The organism is Arthrobacter sp. NQ4, assembly GCF_029077345.1.
Classification (GTDB): Bacteria; Actinomycetota; Actinomycetes; order Actinomycetales; family Micrococcaceae; genus Arthrobacter.
Genome location: NZ_JARETC010000004.1, coordinates 371,587 through 390,503 on the forward strand (window position 1 = coordinate 371,587; position 18,917 = coordinate 390,503).

Annotated in this window: 23 protein-coding genes and 1 pseudogene; 10 read left to right on the forward strand and 14 right to left on the reverse strand. The window is 66.5% G+C overall.

The features are described from left to right. The first annotated feature begins 214 nt into the window (after window positions 1-214). Window positions 215-949: a GAF and ANTAR domain-containing protein gene (locus PUN51_RS10320; RefSeq protein WP_159630563.1), complete on the forward strand. Its 735-nt coding sequence runs from the start codon at window positions 215-217 to the stop codon at window positions 947-949. A gap of 46 nt (window positions 950-995) precedes the next feature. Here PUN51_RS10320 and PUN51_RS10325 read toward each other — a convergent pair whose 3' ends face one another. Beyond that, window positions 996-1,724, reverse strand: coding sequence for a hypothetical protein (locus PUN51_RS10325; RefSeq protein ID WP_275180809.1), 729 nt, complete (start codon window positions 1,722-1,724; stop codon window positions 996-998). Window positions 1,725-1,814: 90 nt separating this feature from the next. Between PUN51_RS10325 and PUN51_RS10330 the strand changes: the two genes are divergently transcribed. The 3 genes from PUN51_RS10330 (at window position 1,815) to PUN51_RS10340 (ending at window position 3,405) form a co-directional block, all read left to right on the forward strand. Continuing rightward, complete coding sequence (locus PUN51_RS10330; RefSeq protein WP_275180810.1) at window positions 1,815-2,147, forward strand: ArsR/SmtB family transcription factor; 333 nt, start codon at window positions 1,815-1,817, stop codon at window positions 2,145-2,147. 12 nt (window positions 2,148-2,159) lie between these two features. Next, window positions 2,160-2,657 carry an SRPBCC family protein gene (locus tag PUN51_RS10335; protein ID WP_275180811.1) on the forward strand — a complete coding sequence of 166 codons (498 nt, stop codon included), beginning with the start codon at window positions 2,160-2,162 and terminating at the stop codon, window positions 2,655-2,657. Between the two features lie 154 nt (window positions 2,658-2,811). Next, window positions 2,812-3,405 carry a J-domain-containing protein gene (locus PUN51_RS10340; RefSeq protein WP_275180829.1) on the forward strand — a complete coding sequence of 198 codons (594 nt, stop codon included), beginning with the start codon at window positions 2,812-2,814 and terminating at the stop codon, window positions 3,403-3,405. Window positions 3,406-3,540: 135 nt separating this feature from the next. Here PUN51_RS10340 and PUN51_RS10345 read toward each other — a convergent pair whose 3' ends face one another. Then, window positions 3,541-5,712, reverse strand: a complete 2,172-nt coding sequence (locus PUN51_RS10345) for a transglycosylase domain-containing protein (protein WP_275180812.1) — start codon at window positions 5,710-5,712, stop codon at window positions 3,541-3,543. A gap of 177 nt (window positions 5,713-5,889) precedes the next feature. Between PUN51_RS10345 and PUN51_RS10350 the strand changes: the two genes are divergently transcribed. Then, on the forward strand, window positions 5,890-6,516 hold the full coding sequence (locus PUN51_RS10350) for a PadR family transcriptional regulator (protein WP_159630575.1): 627 nt from the start codon (window positions 5,890-5,892) through the stop codon (window positions 6,514-6,516). 10 nt (window positions 6,517-6,526) lie between these two features. On the opposite strand, the gene PUN51_RS10355 is transcribed toward PUN51_RS10350, so the two are convergent. From PUN51_RS10355 to PUN51_RS10365, 3 genes are all read right to left on the reverse strand, one after another. After that, window positions 6,527-7,846 carry an ammonium transporter gene (locus PUN51_RS10355; protein WP_201302385.1) on the reverse strand — a complete coding sequence of 440 codons (1,320 nt, stop codon included), beginning with the start codon at window positions 7,844-7,846 and terminating at the stop codon, window positions 6,527-6,529. A gap of 325 nt (window positions 7,847-8,171) precedes the next feature. Beyond that, window positions 8,172-8,966 (reverse strand): carbon-nitrogen hydrolase family protein, encoded by a 795-nt coding sequence (locus tag PUN51_RS10360; RefSeq protein ID WP_224027085.1) that lies wholly within the window; start codon window positions 8,964-8,966, stop codon window positions 8,172-8,174. Window positions 8,967-9,046: 80 nt separating this feature from the next. Continuing rightward, window positions 9,047-9,283 (reverse strand): DUF2630 family protein, encoded by a 237-nt coding sequence (locus PUN51_RS10365; RefSeq protein WP_159630581.1) that lies wholly within the window; start codon window positions 9,281-9,283, stop codon window positions 9,047-9,049. 85 nt (window positions 9,284-9,368) lie between these two features. Between PUN51_RS10365 and PUN51_RS10370 the strand changes: the two genes are divergently transcribed. Continuing rightward, window positions 9,369-9,767, forward strand: a complete 399-nt coding sequence (locus PUN51_RS10370) for a hypothetical protein (protein WP_159630583.1) — start codon at window positions 9,369-9,371, stop codon at window positions 9,765-9,767. 34 nt (window positions 9,768-9,801) lie between these two features. Here PUN51_RS10370 and PUN51_RS10375 read toward each other — a convergent pair whose 3' ends face one another. The 4 genes from PUN51_RS10375 to PUN51_RS10390 form a co-directional block, all read right to left on the reverse strand. Further along, window positions 9,802-10,134, reverse strand: coding sequence for a DUF202 domain-containing protein (locus PUN51_RS10375; protein WP_159630585.1), 333 nt, complete (start codon window positions 10,132-10,134; stop codon window positions 9,802-9,804). Window positions 10,135-10,138: 4 nt separating this feature from the next. Next, the gene (locus PUN51_RS10380) at window positions 10,139-10,489 is read right to left on the reverse strand and encodes a YidH family protein (RefSeq protein ID WP_159635145.1); all 351 of its coding nucleotides are present in this window, start codon (window positions 10,487-10,489) and stop codon (window positions 10,139-10,141) included. 91 nt (window positions 10,490-10,580) lie between these two features. Continuing rightward, a complete protein-coding gene (gene lhgO, locus PUN51_RS10385) occupies window positions 10,581-11,783 on the reverse strand; it encodes an L-2-hydroxyglutarate oxidase (RefSeq protein ID WP_275180813.1) in 1,203 nt (400 codons plus the stop codon). A gap of 48 nt (window positions 11,784-11,831) precedes the next feature. Further along, window positions 11,832-12,191 (reverse strand): YnfA family protein, encoded by a 360-nt coding sequence (locus PUN51_RS10390; protein ID WP_224027082.1) that lies wholly within the window; start codon window positions 12,189-12,191, stop codon window positions 11,832-11,834. A 54-nt stretch (window positions 12,192-12,245) separates the two neighbouring features. On the opposite strand from PUN51_RS10390, the gene PUN51_RS10395 reads away from it, so the two are divergent. From PUN51_RS10395 to PUN51_RS10405, 3 genes are all read left to right on the forward strand, one after another. Further along, entirely contained in the window at window positions 12,246-13,292 is a 1,047-nt protein-coding gene (locus tag PUN51_RS10395; protein WP_224027081.1) for an LLM class flavin-dependent oxidoreductase, read from the forward strand. A 125-nt stretch (window positions 13,293-13,417) separates the two neighbouring features. Beyond that, entirely contained in the window at window positions 13,418-14,512 is a 1,095-nt protein-coding gene (locus PUN51_RS10400; protein ID WP_224027080.1) for a ferredoxin reductase, read from the forward strand. Between the two features lie 13 nt (window positions 14,513-14,525). Further along, a complete protein-coding gene (locus PUN51_RS10405; protein WP_224027079.1) occupies window positions 14,526-15,695 on the forward strand; it encodes a fatty acid desaturase family protein in 1,170 nt (389 codons plus the stop codon). 65 nt (window positions 15,696-15,760) lie between these two features. Here PUN51_RS10405 and PUN51_RS10410 read toward each other — a convergent pair whose 3' ends face one another. After that, complete coding sequence (locus PUN51_RS10410) at window positions 15,761-16,843, reverse strand: cation diffusion facilitator family transporter (protein WP_275180814.1); 1,083 nt, start codon at window positions 16,841-16,843, stop codon at window positions 15,761-15,763. Continuing rightward, the gene (locus PUN51_RS10415; protein WP_224027077.1) at window positions 16,840-17,217 is read right to left on the reverse strand and encodes an ArsR/SmtB family transcription factor; all 378 of its coding nucleotides are present in this window, start codon (window positions 17,215-17,217) and stop codon (window positions 16,840-16,842) included. Before PUN51_RS10415 ends, PUN51_RS10410 begins: the two co-directional genes overlap by 4 nt. Window positions 17,218-17,375: 158 nt before the next feature. Between PUN51_RS10415 and PUN51_RS10420 the strand changes: the two genes are divergently transcribed. Continuing rightward, window positions 17,376-18,212, forward strand: a complete 837-nt coding sequence (locus PUN51_RS10420; RefSeq protein ID WP_275180815.1) for an alpha/beta fold hydrolase — start codon at window positions 17,376-17,378, stop codon at window positions 18,210-18,212. 96 nt (window positions 18,213-18,308) lie between these two features. On the opposite strand, the gene PUN51_RS10425 is transcribed toward PUN51_RS10420, so the two are convergent. The 3 genes and pseudogenes from PUN51_RS10425 to PUN51_RS20835 all read right to left on the reverse strand — a co-directional run. Further along, the gene (locus PUN51_RS10425; RefSeq protein ID WP_275180831.1) at window positions 18,309-18,551 is read right to left on the reverse strand and encodes a hypothetical protein; all 243 of its coding nucleotides are present in this window, start codon (window positions 18,549-18,551) and stop codon (window positions 18,309-18,311) included. A gap of 19 nt (window positions 18,552-18,570) precedes the next feature. Further along, window positions 18,571-18,717 (reverse strand): annotated as a pseudogene (locus PUN51_RS10430) (response regulator); the annotation flags it as partial. A 77-nt stretch (window positions 18,718-18,794) separates the two neighbouring features. Beyond that, on the reverse strand, window positions 18,795-18,917 hold a 123-nt coding region (locus PUN51_RS20835; protein WP_275181331.1), incomplete at its 5' end, for an integrase core domain-containing protein.

Genomic DNA, 18,917 nt, shown 5'->3' on the forward strand with positions numbered 1-18,917 from the left:
AGGCTGGTTCCTAGTTCGGGCCTGCCGGCGACCCGGCAGGCGTCGAGGCGCTGGCGGACTGCAGCGGGCTGCCCGTTTGGCGTGCCTTCCCCATAAGTTGCTGAAGCCTTTCGTCGTGCGTAAGTCCAAGCGGATCCCTGAGACTTCAGCTTAAGCCCCCGTAAATGCCCGCTCCGCTGCCGCGCGGGGGCCGGGCGACCGTAAGATGAACCCCATGCTGAATCCTGCCGACGATGTGACCGTCCAGAACCTCCAGGAGGTCCTGGTGGGTGCTGAAAATGCCGTGGAGTTCCTGTCCGGACTCTCGGGAATGGCGGCAGCGGCAGTATCCGCGGCTGCCGGTGACGACATTGAGTGCGCGGTGACCCTGAAGCTCCGGCGCCGGCCCACCACTGCGGCCGGCAGCAGTGCCCGGGCCCTGGAACTGGACCTCATCGAGCAGGCGCTGGGGGACGGTCCGTGTATCCGTGCGTTGCGTGAGATGGCACCTGTGCTGATCGACGACGTCGCGCGGGACCCCCGGTGGACCAAGTACAACCAGGAACTGGCAGGCCGGGGCGTACAGAGCACCCTGGGCGTGCCACTGGAAATCAGCAGCGAAGCCAGTGCTGCCCTGAACTTCTTCGCCACCAAGCCGGGCGTGTTCACGGCAGACGTCTACGACAAAGCGGCGGGATTCGCCGCCGCCGCCCACAACACATTGCACCTCTCGGTCCGCATCCACACCGCGCAGAACCGGGCAGACGACCTCGAAGCTGCCCTGGAGAGCAGGACCGCCATCAACCTGGCCTGCGGCGTCATCATGGCGCAGAACCGGTGTTCCCAGGAAGAAGCGATGGAGATCCTCACCAAGGTCTCCAGCAACCGCAACCGGAAGCTGCGGGACGTGGCCAAGGAACTGATTGAACAGCTGTCCGGAAGCAGCATCCAGACGCACTTCGAGGCCTAGGCCGGCGCCCCAGGCTCCCTGCCGTCCACCAGCGGTCCCCGTCCGGTCAACGGGCGGTCCGCACGGACACCGCCGCCCCGCCTTCTGCCGTGCGGATGTCCCAGCAGTTGCCGCTGCCAATGACCTCGTAGTCCCTGGCTCCGACTGATTCCAGCACCACTGCCGTGCCCTCATCGATGGCAACCGCCCATTCCACCAGGCCTGCTGCCACGGCGCCCACCGCGCGGCTCAATGTCCCGGCCTGGGCGGCGTGGACGTCCACCGCGAACGGGGCCAGCCCCAGGCCCTTCCGGACGTCCACTGCGTCCAGGCCCTCCGAGCACTCCTCCCCGCACACGTCCACCCCGTTGATACGGCAACCGCCCATCAGCGCACGTCCTGGTGCCACCATGGCTCCGGCGGAGAACCCCAGATAGGGGGCGCCCCCTGCCACCAGCCCGGAGATGGCGGTGGCCGCCGGGAGGAGGCCACTCCAGTACGCCGGCGTCAATCCGCCGCCCACCACCACGCCGTCCACACTGCTGAACCCAGCCGGATCCGCCGTCCTGCCTTCTGCCAGCGGCACCGCCACCACCTCACAGTCAAGCCTGGGCCGGAGCGGGCCTGCGCAGGCCTCCACCAGCTCCTGCAGGCTTCTGCCGTGATGATGCACGGCAACGGCGACCCGGGCAGGCCGGCCCGGCGCGGCATGCCGCCGGATATCCTCCACGAACCGGTCAAAGACGTCCGGAAAGCCGAGCGGATCCGGGCCGGCCCCGGCAAGGAAAATGCTCATGGGCTCCAAGGTACCGGCCGGCGCTGCCGTGCTGCCGGAGGAAGGAAAAACGCTTGACCTGCCGTCACGGCGGGACTAACGTACAACCAAATGGTTGTAGAAAAACTGAGCGAGGCCGAATTGGACCGCCTCTTCCAGGCGTTCGCCGACTCCACCCGGCGGGACATCGTCCGCCGGGTCACCGTGGGCGAGTACTCCGTGTCCGGCCTGGCAGCCCTCTACGCCATGAGTTTCGCCGCCGTCCAAAAACATGTGGCGGTGCTGGAACGCGCATCACTGGTCACCAAGGAAAAGCGCGGAAGGGAGCAGATCGTGCGGGGCAACCACGAAGGACTGCACAACGCCCGGCGGCTGCTCGATGACTATGAACAGATCTGGCGGCAGCGGGCCGCCCGGATGGCCGACATTCTCGCTGAAGGTTAGGAATGCATTGCCATGACAGTCATCAGTACGGATAAGAACCCGGAGGCCCTGAGCCTCACCCTCGTCGCCGAGTTCGACGCCGGCGTGGAGCGGGTCTGGCAGCTCTTCGAGGATCCCCGCCGGCTGGAACGCTGGTGGGGACCGCCCACCTATCCTGCCACTTTCTACAAGCATGACTTTGTTCCCGGCGGCCGGGCCGGCTACTACATGACAGGACCTGGCGGGGACAAGGCGCACGGCTGGTGGGAGTTCACCAGCATCGAGTCCCCGCGGGAGCTGCAGTTCGACGACGGGTTCGCGGACAGCGACGGCAACCCCACGGGGGAGTTCGGCATCAGCCACGCCACGGTGACCCTGGAGCCGCTGGGGGAGCGGACCCGGATGACCATGCTGTCCACCTTCGAGTCCGAGGAACAGCTGGAGCAGATGATGCAGATGGGGATGGAGGAAGGACTCAAGGAGGCGGTCGGCCAGATGGACGGCATCCTCGCCGAGCACGCCAACGCCTGACAGCGCACCTACCACCACCCTTTGCCACAGCGCCGGGTGGGCGGACGACGGCGGGACGCGCCGCCGTCGTCCGCCCACCTTGGGCGTTGAACGCACAAGCCCACCGCTGAATACTGGAAGATGGGGGGCCAAGCGAGGAGAGGCGGTGGTGGCAATGAGCGGCGGCGCAGGGGATTTTCGCAAGCGCCTGGAGCGTGCGGCCGAAGTCCGCTCATACCGTGGTGCCGGCATCAGCGCCGAGGAGGAAGCCGCGCTGGACGCCCTCGACGCGCAGGAGCGGGAGAAGCGCAAGAAAGTCAGCGATGCCGCCCGCGCGGAATACCTGGTCCGCGACGCCATGGCGCAAGGCAAGTTCGACAACCTGAAGTACGCGGGCAAGCCGATCCCGGGCCTGGGCGAATCGTACGATCCCGACTGGTGGGTGAAGGGGCTGATCCAGCGGGAGAACATCAGCGGCCTGGGCCCGGCGGCCATCCTGCTCCGCACTGAGGACGCCGAACTCGACGCCAGGCTGGACGCCCAGTACACCGAGCAGCAGGTCCGGGATATCCTGCAGGATTTCAACCGGCGGGTGATCGACGCCCGCCGCCAGCTCCAGGGCGGCCCGCCGGTGGTCACCAGGACCCGGGATGTGGAGGAGGAAGTGGAGGGCTGGCGCAGCCGCCGGACCGCGCGCGCGGTGGAGGCGCCTGCTGAGCCGGAGCCGGAGCGGTCCTGGTGGAAGCGCCTCTGGAAGGGCACGGGCTAGGCGGGAGGGTTTGCCCTCACGAACTGCTCGCACAAGGCGTTGTAGTACTTGCCGGTCTGGCCCCGGCGGGCCAGGCCAATCCTTCTGCACACCTGCTGCGACGCGGCGTTGGCCGGGATGGAAGTGCCAGCCGGGCTACGGCCTGTAGTTGGGATTGGGCCCAATCATCGAAGCGGGCGGCGGCGCGAACGGACCCGCCGGGTAGAGGGGTGCCACCTTGAGCATGTAGTTGGCCCACTGGGGCCCGGCAATCATGTACCCGTCAAGGCGGGGGTAGAACGTGCCGTTGATGGTGACGTTCTGCCCCGCCCGTTTTTGGCCTTCCAGGGCATCGCCGAAGAAGGACGCCGTGACCAGGCCGGTGGTGTAGCCAACCACCCAGGTGGACCCGTTGTTGTTCGAGGTTCCGGTCTTGGCGGCTGTCGGAACCTTGTCCTGCACCTTCGGGTTGATCCAGACGCCGGAACCCTTCTTCAGCACGTCCTGCAGTACCGAGTTGACGCCGCGGGCCACGTCGGGTTTGACGGCGTCGTGGCAGTCGGGTGCCTGGGCGGGCAGTTTTGCCCCGGCGGGATCAGCGACATCAACCAGGGCGATGGGAGCACAATAGCGGCCCTCCGTGGCGAAGGTGGCAAAGGCATTTGCCAGGGTGAGGGGTGCCACACCGGTGCCGCCGAGGAGGTTGCCCAGCTGATGCATGTTGACCGGGGTGCTGTCCAGGCCGCTGTGCAGCCCTACGGCGTCCACCATCTTCTGGATGCCGCAAAAGTCGAGCTGGGATGCCGAAGCGAAGGTGGCCGTGTTGATCGAGTTGTACAGGCCGTAATTGACGGGCATTGGGCGGTAGAAGCCGTCCTCCGCATTCTGCAGGTCATCGGCAGCGCCGAGGGCAGGGTTGGCCTGGGCCGTGCTGTACGCTCCCAGCACCTTCCCGCAGCTGTCCTTCCACGGGAACCCCAGCGGATAGACCCGCCGTGAGGCGTCCACTTCGGCGGTGAGCGACTTTCCCTCGTTCAGCCACTCCGCAAAGGTAAAGGGCTTCATGGTGGACCCGGGCTGGAACCCGCCGGCGCCGTTCAGGTCGTTGCCCTGGGCGTCCTTGGCATCCACGTTGAAATTCAGGTTGGTGTCGAACTTGCCTGGTTGCGGGAGGAAGACCGTGTTCTGGGCCATGGCCAGGATCTTGCCGCTGCCCGGTTGCAGGGTCAGCAGCGAGGCCGCCCACCGGTCCGGGTTCGCGCCCGCCGTTTCGTCCACCTGGGCCTGGGCGGCTGCCTGGAGCCTGCTGTCCAGGGTGGTGGTGATGGTGAGGCCGCCGCGGTAAAGCTTCCGTTCGCGGTCAGCCTCGGTGGGCCCGTAGGCGGGATTGTTCAGGATCAGATGGGAGATGTAGTCGCAGAAGTACGGCGCCATGGCAGCGTTGGCGCAGCCCTGCTGTTGCGGCGTGATCTTCAGCTGGATCGGGGTGGCTACGGCGGCATCGTACTGGGCCTGCGTGATCTTGCGCAGGCGCAGCATCTCGGACAGGACCTGGTTCCTGCGCACGATCGACTTATCAGGATTGGTGGCCGGGTTGTAGAGGGTGGGGCTGTTGACCACCCCGGCCAGCAAGGCGGCCTGGGGGAGGGTAAGGTCCTTCGCGGTGGTGCTGAAGAAGTAGCGTGCTGCCGCTTCAATCCCGTACGCGTTGCTGCTGAAGAACACAATATTGAGGTACCCCTCAAGGATTTGGTCCTTGGTGTACTTCTTCTCCAGCGTGACGGCCAGCTTCATTTCGCGCAGTTTGTCGCCCAGGTTCTTCTGCCCGTTCAGCACCACCGCGTCCGGCCTGTCCTGCGAAAGCTGCGCCTCGTTCAGGACGTTGGTGACGTACTGCTGCGTGATGGTGGACGCGCCCTGCTCGCCGCCCTTGGTCAGGTTGGACACCACTGCCCGCAGTATCCCCTGCGGGTCCACACCGGCGTGCTCGTAGAACCTGCTGTCCTCGATGGCGACAATGCCTTCCTTGATGAAGGGCGACATCTGGTCCAGCGGCACCTTCACGCGGTTTTCCGCGTAAAAGGTGGCGATTTGCTGCCCGTCGGAAGTGAGGACTTTGGTGGCCTGCGATGGCGGCTGCACGGTCAGTTCAGCGGGCAGGCTTTCGAAGAATCCGATCGAGGAACTGACCCCCATTCCCGCGGCTGCCACGGCCGGCACCACCAGGCTGGCCGCCAGCACGCCGCACATGGCACTCGCTGCGAGGAACCCCAGGATCCGTCCCAGAACTGTCCCAAAACCGAGCCTGCGCTTCCGCTTCCTTGCCATTCCTCAGCCCCCGCGCTCGAAGGTGGGATCAGGATACGCTCCCGCCGGGGAGCGAGCCAGAGCCGGAAAGGTCAGGATTTGGTCACGCCAGACCATTGACCAGCGATAGTTACCGACATATCGTTAACTATCGCTGAATCCACAGCGAACACGACAGTATGAAAGGACGATGCCACCATGAAAGGCATATTCGACGACAAACAACCGGGCCCTGAGTTCGGCAGGGGCCGCTTCGAGCGGGGGAGGGGCCACCGCGGCCCCCATGGGCACCGCGGTCCAGGCTTTGGTCCGGGGTTCGGGCCTGGTTTTGGCCCTGGATTCGGGCCGGGTTTTGGTCCGGGGTTCGGCCCCGGCTTTGGACGCGGCGGACGGCGGGCCAGCCGCGGTGATGTGCGCGCGGCCATCCTGTCACTCCTGGCGGAGGCGCCATCCAATGGTTACGGACTGATCAAGACCATTGCCGCCAAGACCGGCGGCGTGTGGCGGCCCAGCCCGGGATCCATCTATCCCACGCTCCAGCAGCTGGTGGACGAGGGCCTGATTGAGGCGCTCAGCGAAGGCCGCGGGACTGAGTTTGCCCTTACCGATGCAGGCCGCGCTTACGTGGCGGAACACGCGGAGGAAATGGAGAACGCGTGGAACGCTGAACCGGACAGCGCGGACCGGGACTTCCATCAGAGCATCGCCAAGCTCATGGGTGCCATCCACCAGTTCCGCGCCGGAGTGACCGGGGAACAGCGGGCTGCCGCCGTCGAAAAGATGGACGAATTGCGCCGCGCGCTCTACAAGATCCTTGCGGACTAGAAACGCAGACCTACGCGAAGGAGTCTTCCTTGGCGTGCCGTTCAGCCGGGGCAGCTGCGGTCGGGATGTGGGCCGCGGCGTGGCGCAGGGGATTGAATCCTGCTCCGATCTCACCGAATGCGTAGGCAGTCTCTGCGTGCTCGGACAGGTCCACGCCGGCGGTCTCGGCCTCGTGGCTGACCCGGAAGCCCACCGTCTTGTTGATGATCCGGGCAATGACCGCGGTTCCAACACCGGACAACAGGAGGGTGATGATGACGGCGGCTGTCTGGGCAATGAGCTGCTGGACTCCGCCGCCGTAGAAGAGGCCGCCGCCCTGGCCGTTCACGGGAAGGGCGATCAAGCCCAGGGACAGGGTGCCGATGAGGCCGGCGCCCAGGTGGACACCCACCACGTCCAGGGAGTCGTCGAGGCCAAAGCGGTATTTGAGGTCCACGAATACGCAGCAGGCCGCGCCGGCCACCAGGCCCAGGCCGATAGCGGCCACGGGGCTGATGTTGGCGCAGGAAGGGGTGATGGCCACCAAGCCGGCAACCACGCCGGAGGCGGCGCCCAGGGATGTGGGGTGTCCGTGGCGGACCTTCTCCGTGACCAGCCAGCTGAGCATGGCGGCCGCGGGTGCCACCAGGGTGTTGATCCAAATGAGGCCGGCCTGTTCGACGCTGGTGGCGGCCCCCCCATTGAAGCCAAACCAGCCGAACCACAGGATCGCGGCGCCGAGCATGATGAAAGGCAGGTTGTGGGGGCGGTGGTTGGGGTCCTTCGCGAACCCGTGGCGCTGGCCAACGATCACGGCCAGCACCAGGGCAGCCGTTCCCGAACTGATTTCCACCACGGCACCGCCGGCGAAATCGATGACCTGGCCGAAGATTTCCGTGACGGCACCCCCTGCGCTCATCAGCCCGCCGCCCCAGATCATGTACGCGAGCGGGCAGTAGATCACCGTGATCCACACCGGCACGAACAGGGCCCAGGCCCCGAACTTGGCGCGGTCGGCGATGGCGCCGCTGATCAGGGCAACGGTGATGATGGCGAATGTTGCGCTGTACCCGGCCTTGAGGAGGTCCGGTGAACCCATGAGGTTCTGCAGGCCAAAGCTGGTGAAGGGATTGCCGAAGAGGCCCAGCACGCCGTCGCCGGTGGTCATCGAGTAGCCCCACAGAACCCAGACAACGCCAACAATCCCTGCCGAGATGAAGCTCATCATGATCATGTTGAGGGCGGCCTTGGCGCGGGTCATGCCGCCGTAGAAGAGGCCAAGGCCCGGGGTCATCAGCAGGACCATGGCTGCCGAGATCATCAGCCAGACGTGTTGGGCAGTGATTTCCACCGGTGGGTCCCTTCGCAACGTGAACGTGGTGCAGGGGCCCGATTGGCCCCATGGCATTTCCCCGGGTTCCATTTTTGGCGGTGTGTGTTTCAGCCAATGCCGCTTAAAGTTGCGGCCACGTTACACAAATCGCCCGTGCGTGAAGTTCACGTATCGGCTATGTTTCGGGCATGTAAACGGCGCCTCTTCCGCCGCCGGCCTCCGGACGCCCCGGCCCCGCCCGATGCCTGCCATCACGGGCGCAGGCCGCCCGCCCCAGGTGAGACCCGGCGTCGTCCGCTCTTTCGGCCGTCTGTTTCGAAGCTATGAACGGCGCCTCACGCGATCAGAACGTGCGGGCGTTGGCCAGGACGGGCAGCTTCGTGCGGACGTCGTCCACCGTTGAGGGATCAATGTCGACGACGGCGAGTTCCGGCTTGCCGCCCAGCGCCACCACCGCCTTGCCCAGGGGGGTGATCACGGCGCTGTGCCCGATGCCGGTGGGTGCTGTGCCCGCCGGGCCGGCGCCCACTGTTTCGGGGTCGCCTTGGCCGCAGGCGACCACAAAAGTGGTGCTGTCCAGCGCCCGGGCGCGCACCAGCAGGTCCCACTGCTCCGCCTTGCCCTCACCGGCACCCCAGGAGGCGCACACGATGTTCACCTGGGCACCAGCGTTGGCGTTGGCGGTGAACAGGCCCGGGAAACGGACGTCGTAGCAGGTCGCCAGGCCGAACACGGTACCGTCCAGTTCGAAGGTTACCGGTGCCTCCCCGGCCTCGACGGTCCGGGACTCGGCGAAACCGAAGGCGTCAAAAAGGTGGACCTTGTCATAGGACGCCTCCACTCCGGGCCCGGTGACCAGCAGTGTGTTACGGACCCGGCCGTCCTTTCCCGGAGTGAACATGCCGGCCACGATCGTGAGGTCCAGCTCCTTCGCCATCCTGCGGACTTCGCTGGCCCACGGGCCGTCAACGGGCTCGGCAATGTCCTTCAGGGAGTGGCCGAAGGCGCGCATCGTCGCTTCGGGGAAAACCACCAGCTGGGCGCCGGCGTTGCTGGCCTGGGCAGCGTACTCCCACACCAGCTCAAGGTTGGCTGCTGTGTCGGCACTGCTGATGATCTGGGCTACGGCGATACGCATGGAAGAAACTCAATCTGTGGGTAACGGAAAAGGGGTGCCCGGGTAGGTTGACCCGGGCACCCAAGGCGGTCCGGCGACGGCTACTGCCTGTAACCTTCAACCTCGCTGATGGGGCGGGCTTCGGCGTCGTTCGGGTTCTCGCCCGAATCCTTCTTGGCCCGCCGTTGACGCAGCAGGTCCCAGCACTGGTCCAGGCTTTCTTCCACATACTTGAGCCGTGCCTGGTCCGGGGCCTGCCCGCCCCCCGAGCCCTCACGCAGTGAGTGCTCCTCCTCCACGAGGGCCTGGATGTGCGTCAAAATGTCCTGATCATTCATGGCTTCCCCTTACTCCGGTCCGGTCTCCTTCAGCGTACGTATCAGGTGCTGAAGGAGCCAGCCCCTGAGCTGTACCATCAACTTCATGCCCACTGCGCTCGATATGGCAGGTCCCATCCTGGAAGTGCTCACCTGGTTGTGCCTGCCCGCCGGGCTGGGACTGCTCTTCTACACCGGATTCCTCCGCCGCTTCGTGCACCCGTGGGACATGGCCGAGGCCGTGGTGTACTCCGATTCCACCGGTGTTGGCTTCCGCTGGTTTGACCGGAAGCACCAGGTGCACAACGCCCCGATGTCCCCGTACGACATCAAGGACATGGCCGCGGGAGACACCCTGCCCATCTATTACCACCCCAAGCGTCCAACGCAGTGGCAGACCACCAGGCCGGAGGAAGCCGGGAGGACGGCCTCGGTCCTGGGCCGGTGCCTGACGGCGATAGGCGCCGTGGCCCTGCTGGCCGGCTTCGTCCTGCCCATGTTCTAGCTGGCCGGTACGGGTCCAGCTGGCCGGGACCGTTCTAGCTGACCAGCACCACCACAATGCCCAGGCACCCCAGGGCGAGCCCGGCGAAGGCGGTCCAGAGCACAGCGGGCAGGTCGGCCTCGATGCTTTCGCCGGCCAGCCCGTGCGACCTCGCCTGGTAGCGGCGGCGCTGCGTGAGGTAAATGGCCAGGGCGGCGCCGCCGGAAATCACCGGCAGCATCAGGATGGGCGGCCCATAGGTGGGAAGCCAGCGCAGGAAGAAGGCGCTGGCCGTCACCAGCGCCAGCATGGTCCGGCCCCAGGCGAGGGCCGTCCGCTCCGGCTGGAGGCCGGGATCGCCGTGGGGGCTGGGGCCGCTGGATGCCACGGAATCAGCGCCAGAGAATGAAGACCAGTACGACGGCGGCAGCCAGCGCGCCTGCCCCGGCCAGCAGGGGCACAAAGAGCGGCAGCGGCAACGGCGCCTTGTTCCGCATGCTGCGCTCCACCCGGAGCCACCGCATGGCGGCGCCGCCACTGAGCATCATGCCCAGCAGAAGCAGCAGGACGGCCAGGCCTTTCCGGACAGGCTCAATGAAAAGGCCCGAAGTGAACGCCTCGATGGCAATGCCACCCGCCAGCAGCGCAAGCGACGTCCGGATCCAGGCCAGGAAGGTGCGTTCGTTCGCCAGCGTGAAGCGCGGGTCCGGTTCCTCGCCGCCGGGCAGCAGCCGTTCCGCCATCCTCCCGCGCGACGGCGGGACCGTTGGCCGGGGCGGCTGCTCACTGTTGATCACCGGGCCAGTTTAGCCGTGGCCGGTGCCGCCCTGCCGGTCAGGACGCGGGGTGCAGCACGGCTTTGCCGGCCAGGTGTTCCCCGATGGGCAGGGCGGCGGTTGCGGCCGGGGAGGGGGCGTTCAGGACGTGGATCATCCTGTCCGTCTCCGCCAGCAGGAAATCGTGCAGGAGCGTTCCGTCCCGGCGCACCGCCTGTGCCCGGATGCCTGCCTCGTACGGCAGCAGGTCCGCCTTGGACAGGCCGGGGGCGTATTTGCGGCATTCCTGGAGGTAGCTGCCCTTGAACAGCGAGTTTCGGACTTCGCGCACTGCGGTGGCGGCGTTGGACCTTGCCACGTGCCACAGCCCGGGAAAGCGCAGATAGCGGCCCACGTCCTTGAGGTCCACGGAGAATTTGGGGTAGCCCTCCCGGGCCAGGCCCAGGACCGCATTGGGTCCCACAGTGATGCTGCCGTTGATGGTGGGAGTGAGGTGCACCCCCAGGAAGGGCAGGTCCGGATCCGGTACGGGGTAGATCAGGTGGGTCACATAGTCCCACTTGGATTCCGGGAGCTCGAAGTACTCCCCGCGGAAAGGAATGATCTGGACATCAATCTTCATGCCGGCCATTTCCGCCACGCGGTCCGACTGCAGGCCCGCACACGCCACCAGGCGGCGGCACGAGTAGGCGGCCTGGCCCGTGGCAACCTCCACGCGGTCCGAATGCTCCACGATCGAGCCCACGGTGGCTCCGGTGATGACCCGCCCGCCGGCAGCGGAGATGAGGTCGGCCAGCTTCCGCGCCACTTCCCCGTAGTCCACGATGCCGGTGCTCGGAATGAACAGCGCGCCCAGTCCCGAAACGTTGGGCTCGCGCCTATTGAGTTCCGCCTGGTCGAGGCGCTCGCAGTCCAGCCCATGGACGGCCGCGCGTTCCTCCAGCCGGCCCAGCAGGTCCAGCTCCACGGCCGAGGTGGCCACGAGCAGCTTGCCCGGCTCGGCGAACCTGATCCCGTGCTCCCGGCAGAACTCCTTGGTTTGTTGCGCTCCGGCCTTGCTGAACCGGGCCTTGAGGCTGTCCGGGGCGTAGTAGATGCCGGAATGGATAACGCCGCTGTTGTGCCCGGTCTGGTGCGAAGCCAGGGAACCCGCGGCCTCGAGCAGGACCAGGGAGGCTCCCGGTTGCCTCTGCAACAACTGGTAGGCAGTTGCAAGGCCTACGATGCCGCCACCAATAACGCAGTAGTCCACCCGCTCCACAGGACCCGCCTTTCGTCGTGGCTAGATTTTAGCCACGCTCCCGCTGCTTTATCCGCCGCTGCGGGGTGCAAACATGATCACGGCGACGCCCAGCAGGCAGACCAGGGATCCGGCGACGTCCCACCGGTCCGGGCGGAAGCCGTCAAATGCCATGCCCCACACCAGGGAGCCGGCAACGAACACTCCGCCGTAGGCCGCCAGGATCCGCCCAAAATGGGCGTCCGGCTGGAGCGTGGCCACGAAGCCATAGACGCCCAGCGCGATCACGCCGAGCCCCGCCCACCACCAGTCCCTGCCCTCGCGCACGGCCTGCCACACCAGCCAGGCGCCGCCGATTTCAGCGGCAGCGGCCAGCACGAACAGCACGATGGTCTTGAAGACAGCGACAGTTTCACCCGGAGTACCCACCCAGCCATCATCCCAGCCGGGAATGCAGCTGCCGGCAGCACCGTTGGGGGAAGTATGGAGCGCATCGGATTCCTTTCATTCGGCCACTGGGGCCCCGGCCAGGGTTCCCAAACCAGGACGGCGGCGGATGCCCTTCTCCAGGGCATCGAACTTGCGGTCGCCGCCGAAGAACTCGGAGTGGACGGCGCGTTCTTCCGTGTCCACCACTTCGCCCGGCAGCAGGCATCGCCCTTCCCCCTCCTGTCAGCCATCGCGGCCCGCACCAGCCGCATCGAAATTGGCACGGGTGTGATCGACATGCGCTACGAAAACCCGCTGTACATGGCAGAGGAAGCGGCCGCGGCAGACCTGATCAGCGGCGGCAGGCTGCAGCTTGGCATCAGCCGTGGTTCACCCGAGCCCGCCCTGCAGGGCGCGTCCGCGTTCGGCTACCGGCCGCAGCCGGGGGAGACCGATGCGGACATGGCCCGCCGCCACACCGACACCTTCCGCAAAGCCATTACCGGCGCCGGGGTGGCCCAGGCCGATCCCCGCTACGCGGGCGGGGCCACCGGACTACTCCCGGTCCAGCCCCAGTCCCCGGGGCTGGCGGAACGGATCTGGTGGGGTGCCGGCAGCCGGAAGACCGCCGTATGGGCCGCGGAACTCGGGATGAACCTGATGAGCTCCACCCTGCTCACGGAGGACACCGGGGTCCCGTTCCATGAACTCCAGGCCGAGCAGATCCAGCTGTTCCGGGAGGCGTGGGCCGCGGCGGGCCATGCCCATGCGCCGAGGGTTTCGGTGAGCCGCAGTGTCCTGCCCATCGTGGATGATGAGGACAAGTACTTCTTTGCCGGAAGCGAGCTCCGCGATGGCCGTGACCAGGTGGGTGTCATTGACGGGTTGACGGCCAGGTTCGGCAAGAGCTACGTGGGGCCGCCGGACCTCCTGGCGGAGCAGCTCGCCGCCGATACCGCGGTGCAGGCTGCGGACACGCTCCTCCTGACCGTTCCTAACCAGCTGGGCGTGGAGTTCAACGCCAAGCTTTTGGGCAACATCGCAAAATACGTGGCCCCTGCCCTGGGATGGAGCCGAAAGGACGCCGGGAACCTTTTGTGAGACCGAACCGTTACTCTTAAGAGTGCGGCGTGGGGGCTTCGCGCCCACCAACTAGCGTGTGACTGCGGAACGGTCATATGACGGAGAGAGAGAAATATGGCTCGCACCGCTCTAGGCTTACCCGTATGATCCGGCTACGACAGCTGGCCCAGGCGGCCTCAGTGCTCACTACCCCTTTGGCGCCCGAAGATATCCTGGCGCTGTTCAACCCTGTCTACTCGGCCCGGCAGTTGCGCGGCGTGGTCACCCGGGTGGTCCAGGAGACCGCCCAGTCGGCCACGATCTTCTTCCGCCCGGGCCGTGGCTGGAAGGCGCACCTGGCAGGCCAGTGGGCCCGCATCGGCGTAGAACTCGACGGCGTTCGCCACTGGCGCTCCTACTCCCTCAGCGCTCCCGCCGGCAAGGACCCGGCCATCACGGTCACCGATGTCGGCGCCGTGTCCGGCACCCTGGTGCGCACCACGAAGCCCGGGGACGTGCTGTTCCTGGCCCCGCCCCAGGGCGACTTCGTGCTCCCTGAGCACCCGCGCCCCCTGCTCATGGTCACAGCGGGCAGCGGCATCACCCCGGTGATGTCCATGATCCGTACCCTCGTTCCCCGCCGCCCGGATGCCGACGTCGTCCTGGTCCACTCGGCCCGCACGCCGGATGACAGCCTGTTCCGCGAGGAGCTGGCCGAGCTCGCGGACCAGTTCCCCAACTTCCGGCTGGCGCACTGGTACACCGGCGAGCAGGGCCGCATGGACTTTTCCAGCACCAAGGAGCTGGACGCGATCTGCCCCGACTGGAAGGAACGGGCAGCCTACGCCTGCGGTCCGGACAGTTTCCTGGACGACGCAGAAGCGCTCTGGAAGCGGGCACTGACCGCCAAGGCTCCCGGCTCCGACGTCGCCGTGGCGGGCGACCCCGGCAACCTGATGATCGAGCGCTTCAACACCACGTTCAACGCGGGCGTAGGGCACGACGGCGGCCTGGTCACCTTCGAAGCCTCCGACCGCGAGGTGCAGGCCGACGGCGACACCCCCATCCTGGACGTCGGCGAGGACGCCGGGGTGCTGATGCCCAGCGGCTGCCGGATGGGCATCTGCCACAGCTGCCTCACACCGCTGCTTGCCGGGCAGGTCCGGGACCTGCGTACCGGGGAAATCCATGGCGAACCCGGCCAACTGATCCAAACGTGTGTCTCGGCAGCCGCCGGACCCGTAAACCTCGAAATCTGAGGAGCACCACGGAATGTCTGTAATCACCCCTACCAAGGTCACGCCCGCGGGAAGCTCGAGAACGCGCCCCGGGAAGCTCGCCGAATCGGGCAGCCCCACCGTCCGGCCGCCGGCGGCCGCGCACCTCAGCGACGAGCAGGTAGCGGAGCTGGGCCGCGAGCTCGACGCCATCCGGGATGAAGTCCTGGCCAAGCGGGGCGCCGAGGATGCTGCCTACATCCGCCGGATGATCAAGATCCAGCGCGGGCTCGAGATCTCCGGCCGGGCCGCCCTCCTGGTCAGTAAGAACAAGGCTGCCTGGGTCACCGGTACCACCTTGCTGAGCCTGGCCAAGATCCTGGAAAACATGGAACTGGGCCACAACATCCTGCACGGCCAGTGGGACTGGATGCGGGACCCGGACATCCACTCCACCACCTGGGAATGGGACTTCGTCACGCCGTCGCGTTCCTGGCAGCACACCCACAACGACCTGCACCACCGCTGGACCAACGTGGTGGGCAAGGACAACGACGTCGGATACAACCTCCTGCGCATGGATGAGCAGCAGCCGTGGAAGCCCATCAACCTGGCCAACCCGCTGTTCAACGCCATCCTGGCCCCGGTCTTCGAGTGGGGCATTGCCATCTACGACCTTGAGCTGACCGAGTATAAGGAAGGCACCAAGTCCAAGGAGGCCCTGCACAAGGACCTCAAGGCGCTCGGCAAGAAGGTTGTCACCCAGTTCACCAAGGACTATGCAGCAACCCCGGCGGTCGCCATGCTCACCGGGTCCGCGAAGCAGGCCCTCTTCGGCACGATCGCAGCCAACGCCATCCGCAACGTCTGGGCCCACGCGGTGATCTTCTGCGGCCACTTCCCGGAGGGAACCGACACCTTCACGGAAGAGATGGTGGACGGCGAAACCCGCGGTGACTGGTATGTCCGCCAGATGATCGGCTCAGCCAACATCTCGGGCTCGAAGTTCATGCACCTCATGACGGGCAACCTCTCACACCAGATCGAGCACCACCTCTTCCCGGACCTGCCCTCGAACCGGTACGCCGAGGTGGCGCCCAGGGTCCGCGAGATCTGCCAGCGGTACGGCCTGAAGTACACCACCGGGCCGCTGCTGAAGCAGGTCGGCTCCTCCTGGGCAAAGGTCTTCAAGCTCGCGCTGCCTGGAAAGGCTGCCCGCGCCTAGGTCCGGAATCCCCGCAACGCAGAAGTGACCCGGCCAGGCCGGGTCACTTCTGCGTTAAGCGCCCGCTACCGCCGGGTGCCGGGAGCCAGGAGCATGTGGTCCAGCTTGGGCAGTGCCTGCCGAAGCCGGTGGTCGGCGCGGTCAAGGACCTCCTCGGCGTGCGACAGCTCCGTGTCTGCCAGTTCGATGCGTGCCGAGCCCTGCAGCCGGTGGCCCGACCACCGCAGCTGCAGGTGCTGGACGCCGAGGACGCCCGTCGTCCCCTCCAGCGCGGACTGGGCACGCGACACCAGCTCCGGTTCGATGCCATCCATAAGCCGCCGTCCGATACTCCGAATGGTGCCCCACAGCAGCACCATGATGGCTGCGGAGATGATCAGCCCAACGATCGGGTCCGCCAGCGGAAAACCGAGCATGACGCCGACGGCGCCGATCACCACGGCCAGCGAGGTGAAGCCGTCCGTCCGGGCGTGCACACCGTCTGCCACCAGCGCGGCGGAACCGATCCTGCGGCCCACCCGGATGCGGTAGATGGCCACGGCTTCGTTTCCTGCAAAACCGATCAGGCCCGCGGCCATGACCCAGCCCAGGTTCTGCAGCGGCTGGGGATGGATCAGCCGGTCCACTGACTGCCAGCCGGCAACGACGGCGGAAAGGGCCACCACGGCCACGATGAACAGGCCTGCCAGGTCCTCCGCCCTTCCGTAGCCGTACGTGTACCGGCGGTTGGCGGCCCTGCGCCCCAGGATGAAGGCAACCCACAGGGGTACCGCGGTCAGGGCGTCGGAAAAGTTGTGGATGGTGTCCGCCAGCAGGGCCACCGAGCTGCTGAACAGGACCACCAGGAATTGCAGCACGGTCGTGGCCAGCAGGACGAACATGCTGATCTTCAGCGCCCGGATGCCCTCGCTGCTGGCCTCCATGGCGTCGTCAATGGAATCGGCGGCATCGTGCGTGTGCGGAACGAACAGTTCGAACAGCCAGCCCTTGAAGCCGGAGTGGTGGTGGCCGTGCCCGTCGTGGTCATGATCGTGCGGGTGGTCGTGACCGTGGTCGTGGTGGTGCTCATGACCGTGGTCGTGTCCGCCGTGCCCCTCCTCATGGGGGTGACTGTGCGTGTGTGTCGACTCCTGGTGCGGCCCGCTCATGAGGCACTCCTTTGCGCAGAATGGTTGGTGATGCGGTGGTGTGCCGGCTCTCCGCCAAGGGCGTGTTCGGCCTGGAAGATCGCATCCGCCACCAGTTGCCGTGCATGCTCGTTTTCCAGCCGGTAGAGCACACGCGTCCCGTCCTGCCGCGTGGACACCATCCGGGCCAGGCGCATTTTCGCCAGGTGCTGGGACACGGCGGCAGGGGACTTGCCCACGACGTCCGCCAGGGCGCCCACCGCCATCTCGCCGTCCCGGAGCGCCAAAATAATCCGCACCCTGGTAGCGTCGGCCAGCATGGCGAAGACCTCCACCGCCAACTCCACGTATTGGCTGTCCGCGCCCAGCGAGCAAGCATTCTTATCTGCATTCATGCGCATATATTGTCACAGCTGCCGCCGCAACGCACTTTGGCAACGTCCGCCGTCGCCGCAAAACGCTCCCCGCCCGGAGCCGGCCGCCCTAGAGTAGGAGATGCGTGGCACGGCGCTCTGCCTGCCGCCTGGCCAGTCTCGAAAGGAATTCATCCCCGATGGCTTTAATCACCGTTGGCACTGAGAACAGCACTGATATCGAGATCTACTACGAGGACCACGGCTCAGGACAGCCCGTGGTGCTGATCCATGGCTACCCCCTGGACGGGTCATCCTGGGAAAAGCAGGCTGCTGCCCTGCTGGGTGCCGGCTACCGTGTCATCACCTATGACCGCCGCGGTTTCGGCAAATCCAGCAAGCCCGCCGGGGGATACGACTACGACACCTTCGCGGCGGACCTCAACACCCTGCTGACCACCCTGGACCTGAACGACGTGGTGCTGGTGGGCTTCTCCATGGGCACCGGCGAAGTCGGCCGCTACCTGGGCACCTACGGCTCCGCACGCGTGGCCCGGGCAGCGTTCCTCGGATCCCTGGAGCCCTACCTGCTCAAGGCCGACGACAATCCCGACGGCGTCCCCCAGGAGGTGTTCGACGGCCTTCTGGAAGCAGTCACGGCCGACCGCTACGCCTTCTTCACCGAATTCTTCAAGAATTTCTACAACTCCGACACCTTCCTGGGCACCCCGCGCCTGAGTCAGGAAGTCATGAATGCGGGCTGGAACCTTGCCGTCGGCTCGGGGGCAACGGCTTCCGTTGCCGCCCAACCCACCTGGCTCACGGACTTCCGCCAGGACATCCCCAAGATCGATGTCCCGGCCCTGATCGTGCACGGCACCGCGGACAACATCCTGCCCATTGACTCCACCGGCCGCCTGTTCGCCAAGGCGCTGCCCAGCGCTGAGTACGTGGAGATCGAGGGTGCCCCGCACGGCCTGCTGTGGACGCACGCCGCGGAGGTCAACGAGGCCCTGCTGGACTTCCTGTCGAAGTAGCGCCAGTGCGCGTCCGACGGCGGCACGGGCCGCCGCCGGACGCGTCACCGCTGCCGGGGGCTGCCGGGAGTTACGGTTCGATTCCCGGCGGCCGGCTCAGCAGTGGGATTTGCCCGGTATTTGGGGCTCCTGTGAAACAGCCGCCGCCGGGCACAGCTGCCCGGCAAGGGCCTTCAGTTCCTTCGGATGGAAAGGTTTGGTGAGGTAGCCGGCAGCCCCTGACGCCATGCCGGCCAGCACGTCGTCTTCCTCGGAGCGGGCCGTCAGGAAGAGCAAGGGTGCGGTGGTGAGGACGCGGATGGCGGGCCACCACGTGCCCGTCCATGTCGGGAAGCCCAAGGTCCAGGGTGACCAGGGCGATGGCGGGATCAGACGCCGCGGCGATGCCCTCCGCACCTGTTCCCACCGCGGTGACCTTGAACCCCGCGCGGGACAGGACCACCGAGATCAGGCCCCGGATGTCGTCGTCATCCTCCACGACAAGGCAAACACGCTGCTGTTCCATTTGAGCCCCCCGGCGAAAAGTTGGCACCAGTCTACTGGTGGCAGGACACGTTGGCGCAGACCGCCGCCCTAGCTGTACTAACCCGGTTGGTTGGTGACGCGGCTGGCGGGTGAGGCGCCTTTGAGTGCAGTGTGTGGCCTGCGCTGATTGTAGTACTCGATGAAGTCGGGGTAGCAGGATTGCCGTTCGGCTTCTGAGCT

Bases quoted from the DNA above. Each gene is read 5' to 3' on its own strand.
- PUN51_RS10320 (WP_159630563.1), top strand. From the start codon at position 215: ATGCTGAATCCTGCCGACGATGTGACCGTCCAGAACCTCCAGGAGGTC.
- PUN51_RS10325 (WP_275180809.1), bottom strand. From the start codon at position 1,724: ATGAGCATTTTCCTTGCCGGGGCCGGCCCGGATCCGCTCGGCTTTCCG.
- PUN51_RS10330 (WP_275180810.1), top strand. From the start codon at position 1,815: ATGGTTGTAGAAAAACTGAGCGAGGCCGAATTGGACCGCCTCTTCCAG.
- PUN51_RS10335 (WP_275180811.1), top strand. From the start codon at position 2,160: ATGACAGTCATCAGTACGGATAAGAACCCGGAGGCCCTGAGCCTCACC.
- PUN51_RS10340 (WP_275180829.1), top strand. From the start codon at position 2,812: ATGAGCGGCGGCGCAGGGGATTTTCGCAAGCGCCTGGAGCGTGCGGCC.
- PUN51_RS10345 (WP_275180812.1), bottom strand. From the start codon at position 5,712: ATGGCAAGGAAGCGGAAGCGCAGGCTCGGTTTTGGGACAGTTCTGGGA.
- PUN51_RS10350 (WP_159630575.1), top strand. From the start codon at position 5,890: ATGAAAGGCATATTCGACGACAAACAACCGGGCCCTGAGTTCGGCAGG.
- PUN51_RS10360 (WP_224027085.1), bottom strand. From the start codon at position 8,966: ATGCGTATCGCCGTAGCCCAGATCATCAGCAGTGCCGACACAGCAGCC.
- PUN51_RS10365 (WP_159630581.1), bottom strand. From the start codon at position 9,283: ATGAATGATCAGGACATTTTGACGCACATCCAGGCCCTCGTGGAGGAG.
- PUN51_RS10370 (WP_159630583.1), top strand. From the start codon at position 9,369: ATGCCCACTGCGCTCGATATGGCAGGTCCCATCCTGGAAGTGCTCACC.
- PUN51_RS10380 (WP_159635145.1), bottom strand. From the start codon at position 10,489: ATGGCGGAACGGCTGCTGCCCGGCGGCGAGGAACCGGACCCGCGCTTC.
- PUN51_RS10395 (WP_224027081.1), top strand. From the start codon at position 12,246: ATGGAGCGCATCGGATTCCTTTCATTCGGCCACTGGGGCCCCGGCCAG.
- PUN51_RS10400 (WP_224027080.1), top strand. From the start codon at position 13,418: ATGATCCGGCTACGACAGCTGGCCCAGGCGGCCTCAGTGCTCACTACC.
- PUN51_RS10405 (WP_224027079.1), top strand. From the start codon at position 14,526: ATGTCTGTAATCACCCCTACCAAGGTCACGCCCGCGGGAAGCTCGAGA.
- PUN51_RS10410 (WP_275180814.1), bottom strand. From the start codon at position 16,843: ATGAGCGGGCCGCACCAGGAGTCGACACACACGCACAGTCACCCCCAT.
- PUN51_RS10415 (WP_224027077.1), bottom strand. From the start codon at position 17,217: ATGAATGCAGATAAGAATGCTTGCTCGCTGGGCGCGGACAGCCAATAC.
- PUN51_RS10420 (WP_275180815.1), top strand. From the start codon at position 17,376: ATGGCTTTAATCACCGTTGGCACTGAGAACAGCACTGATATCGAGATC.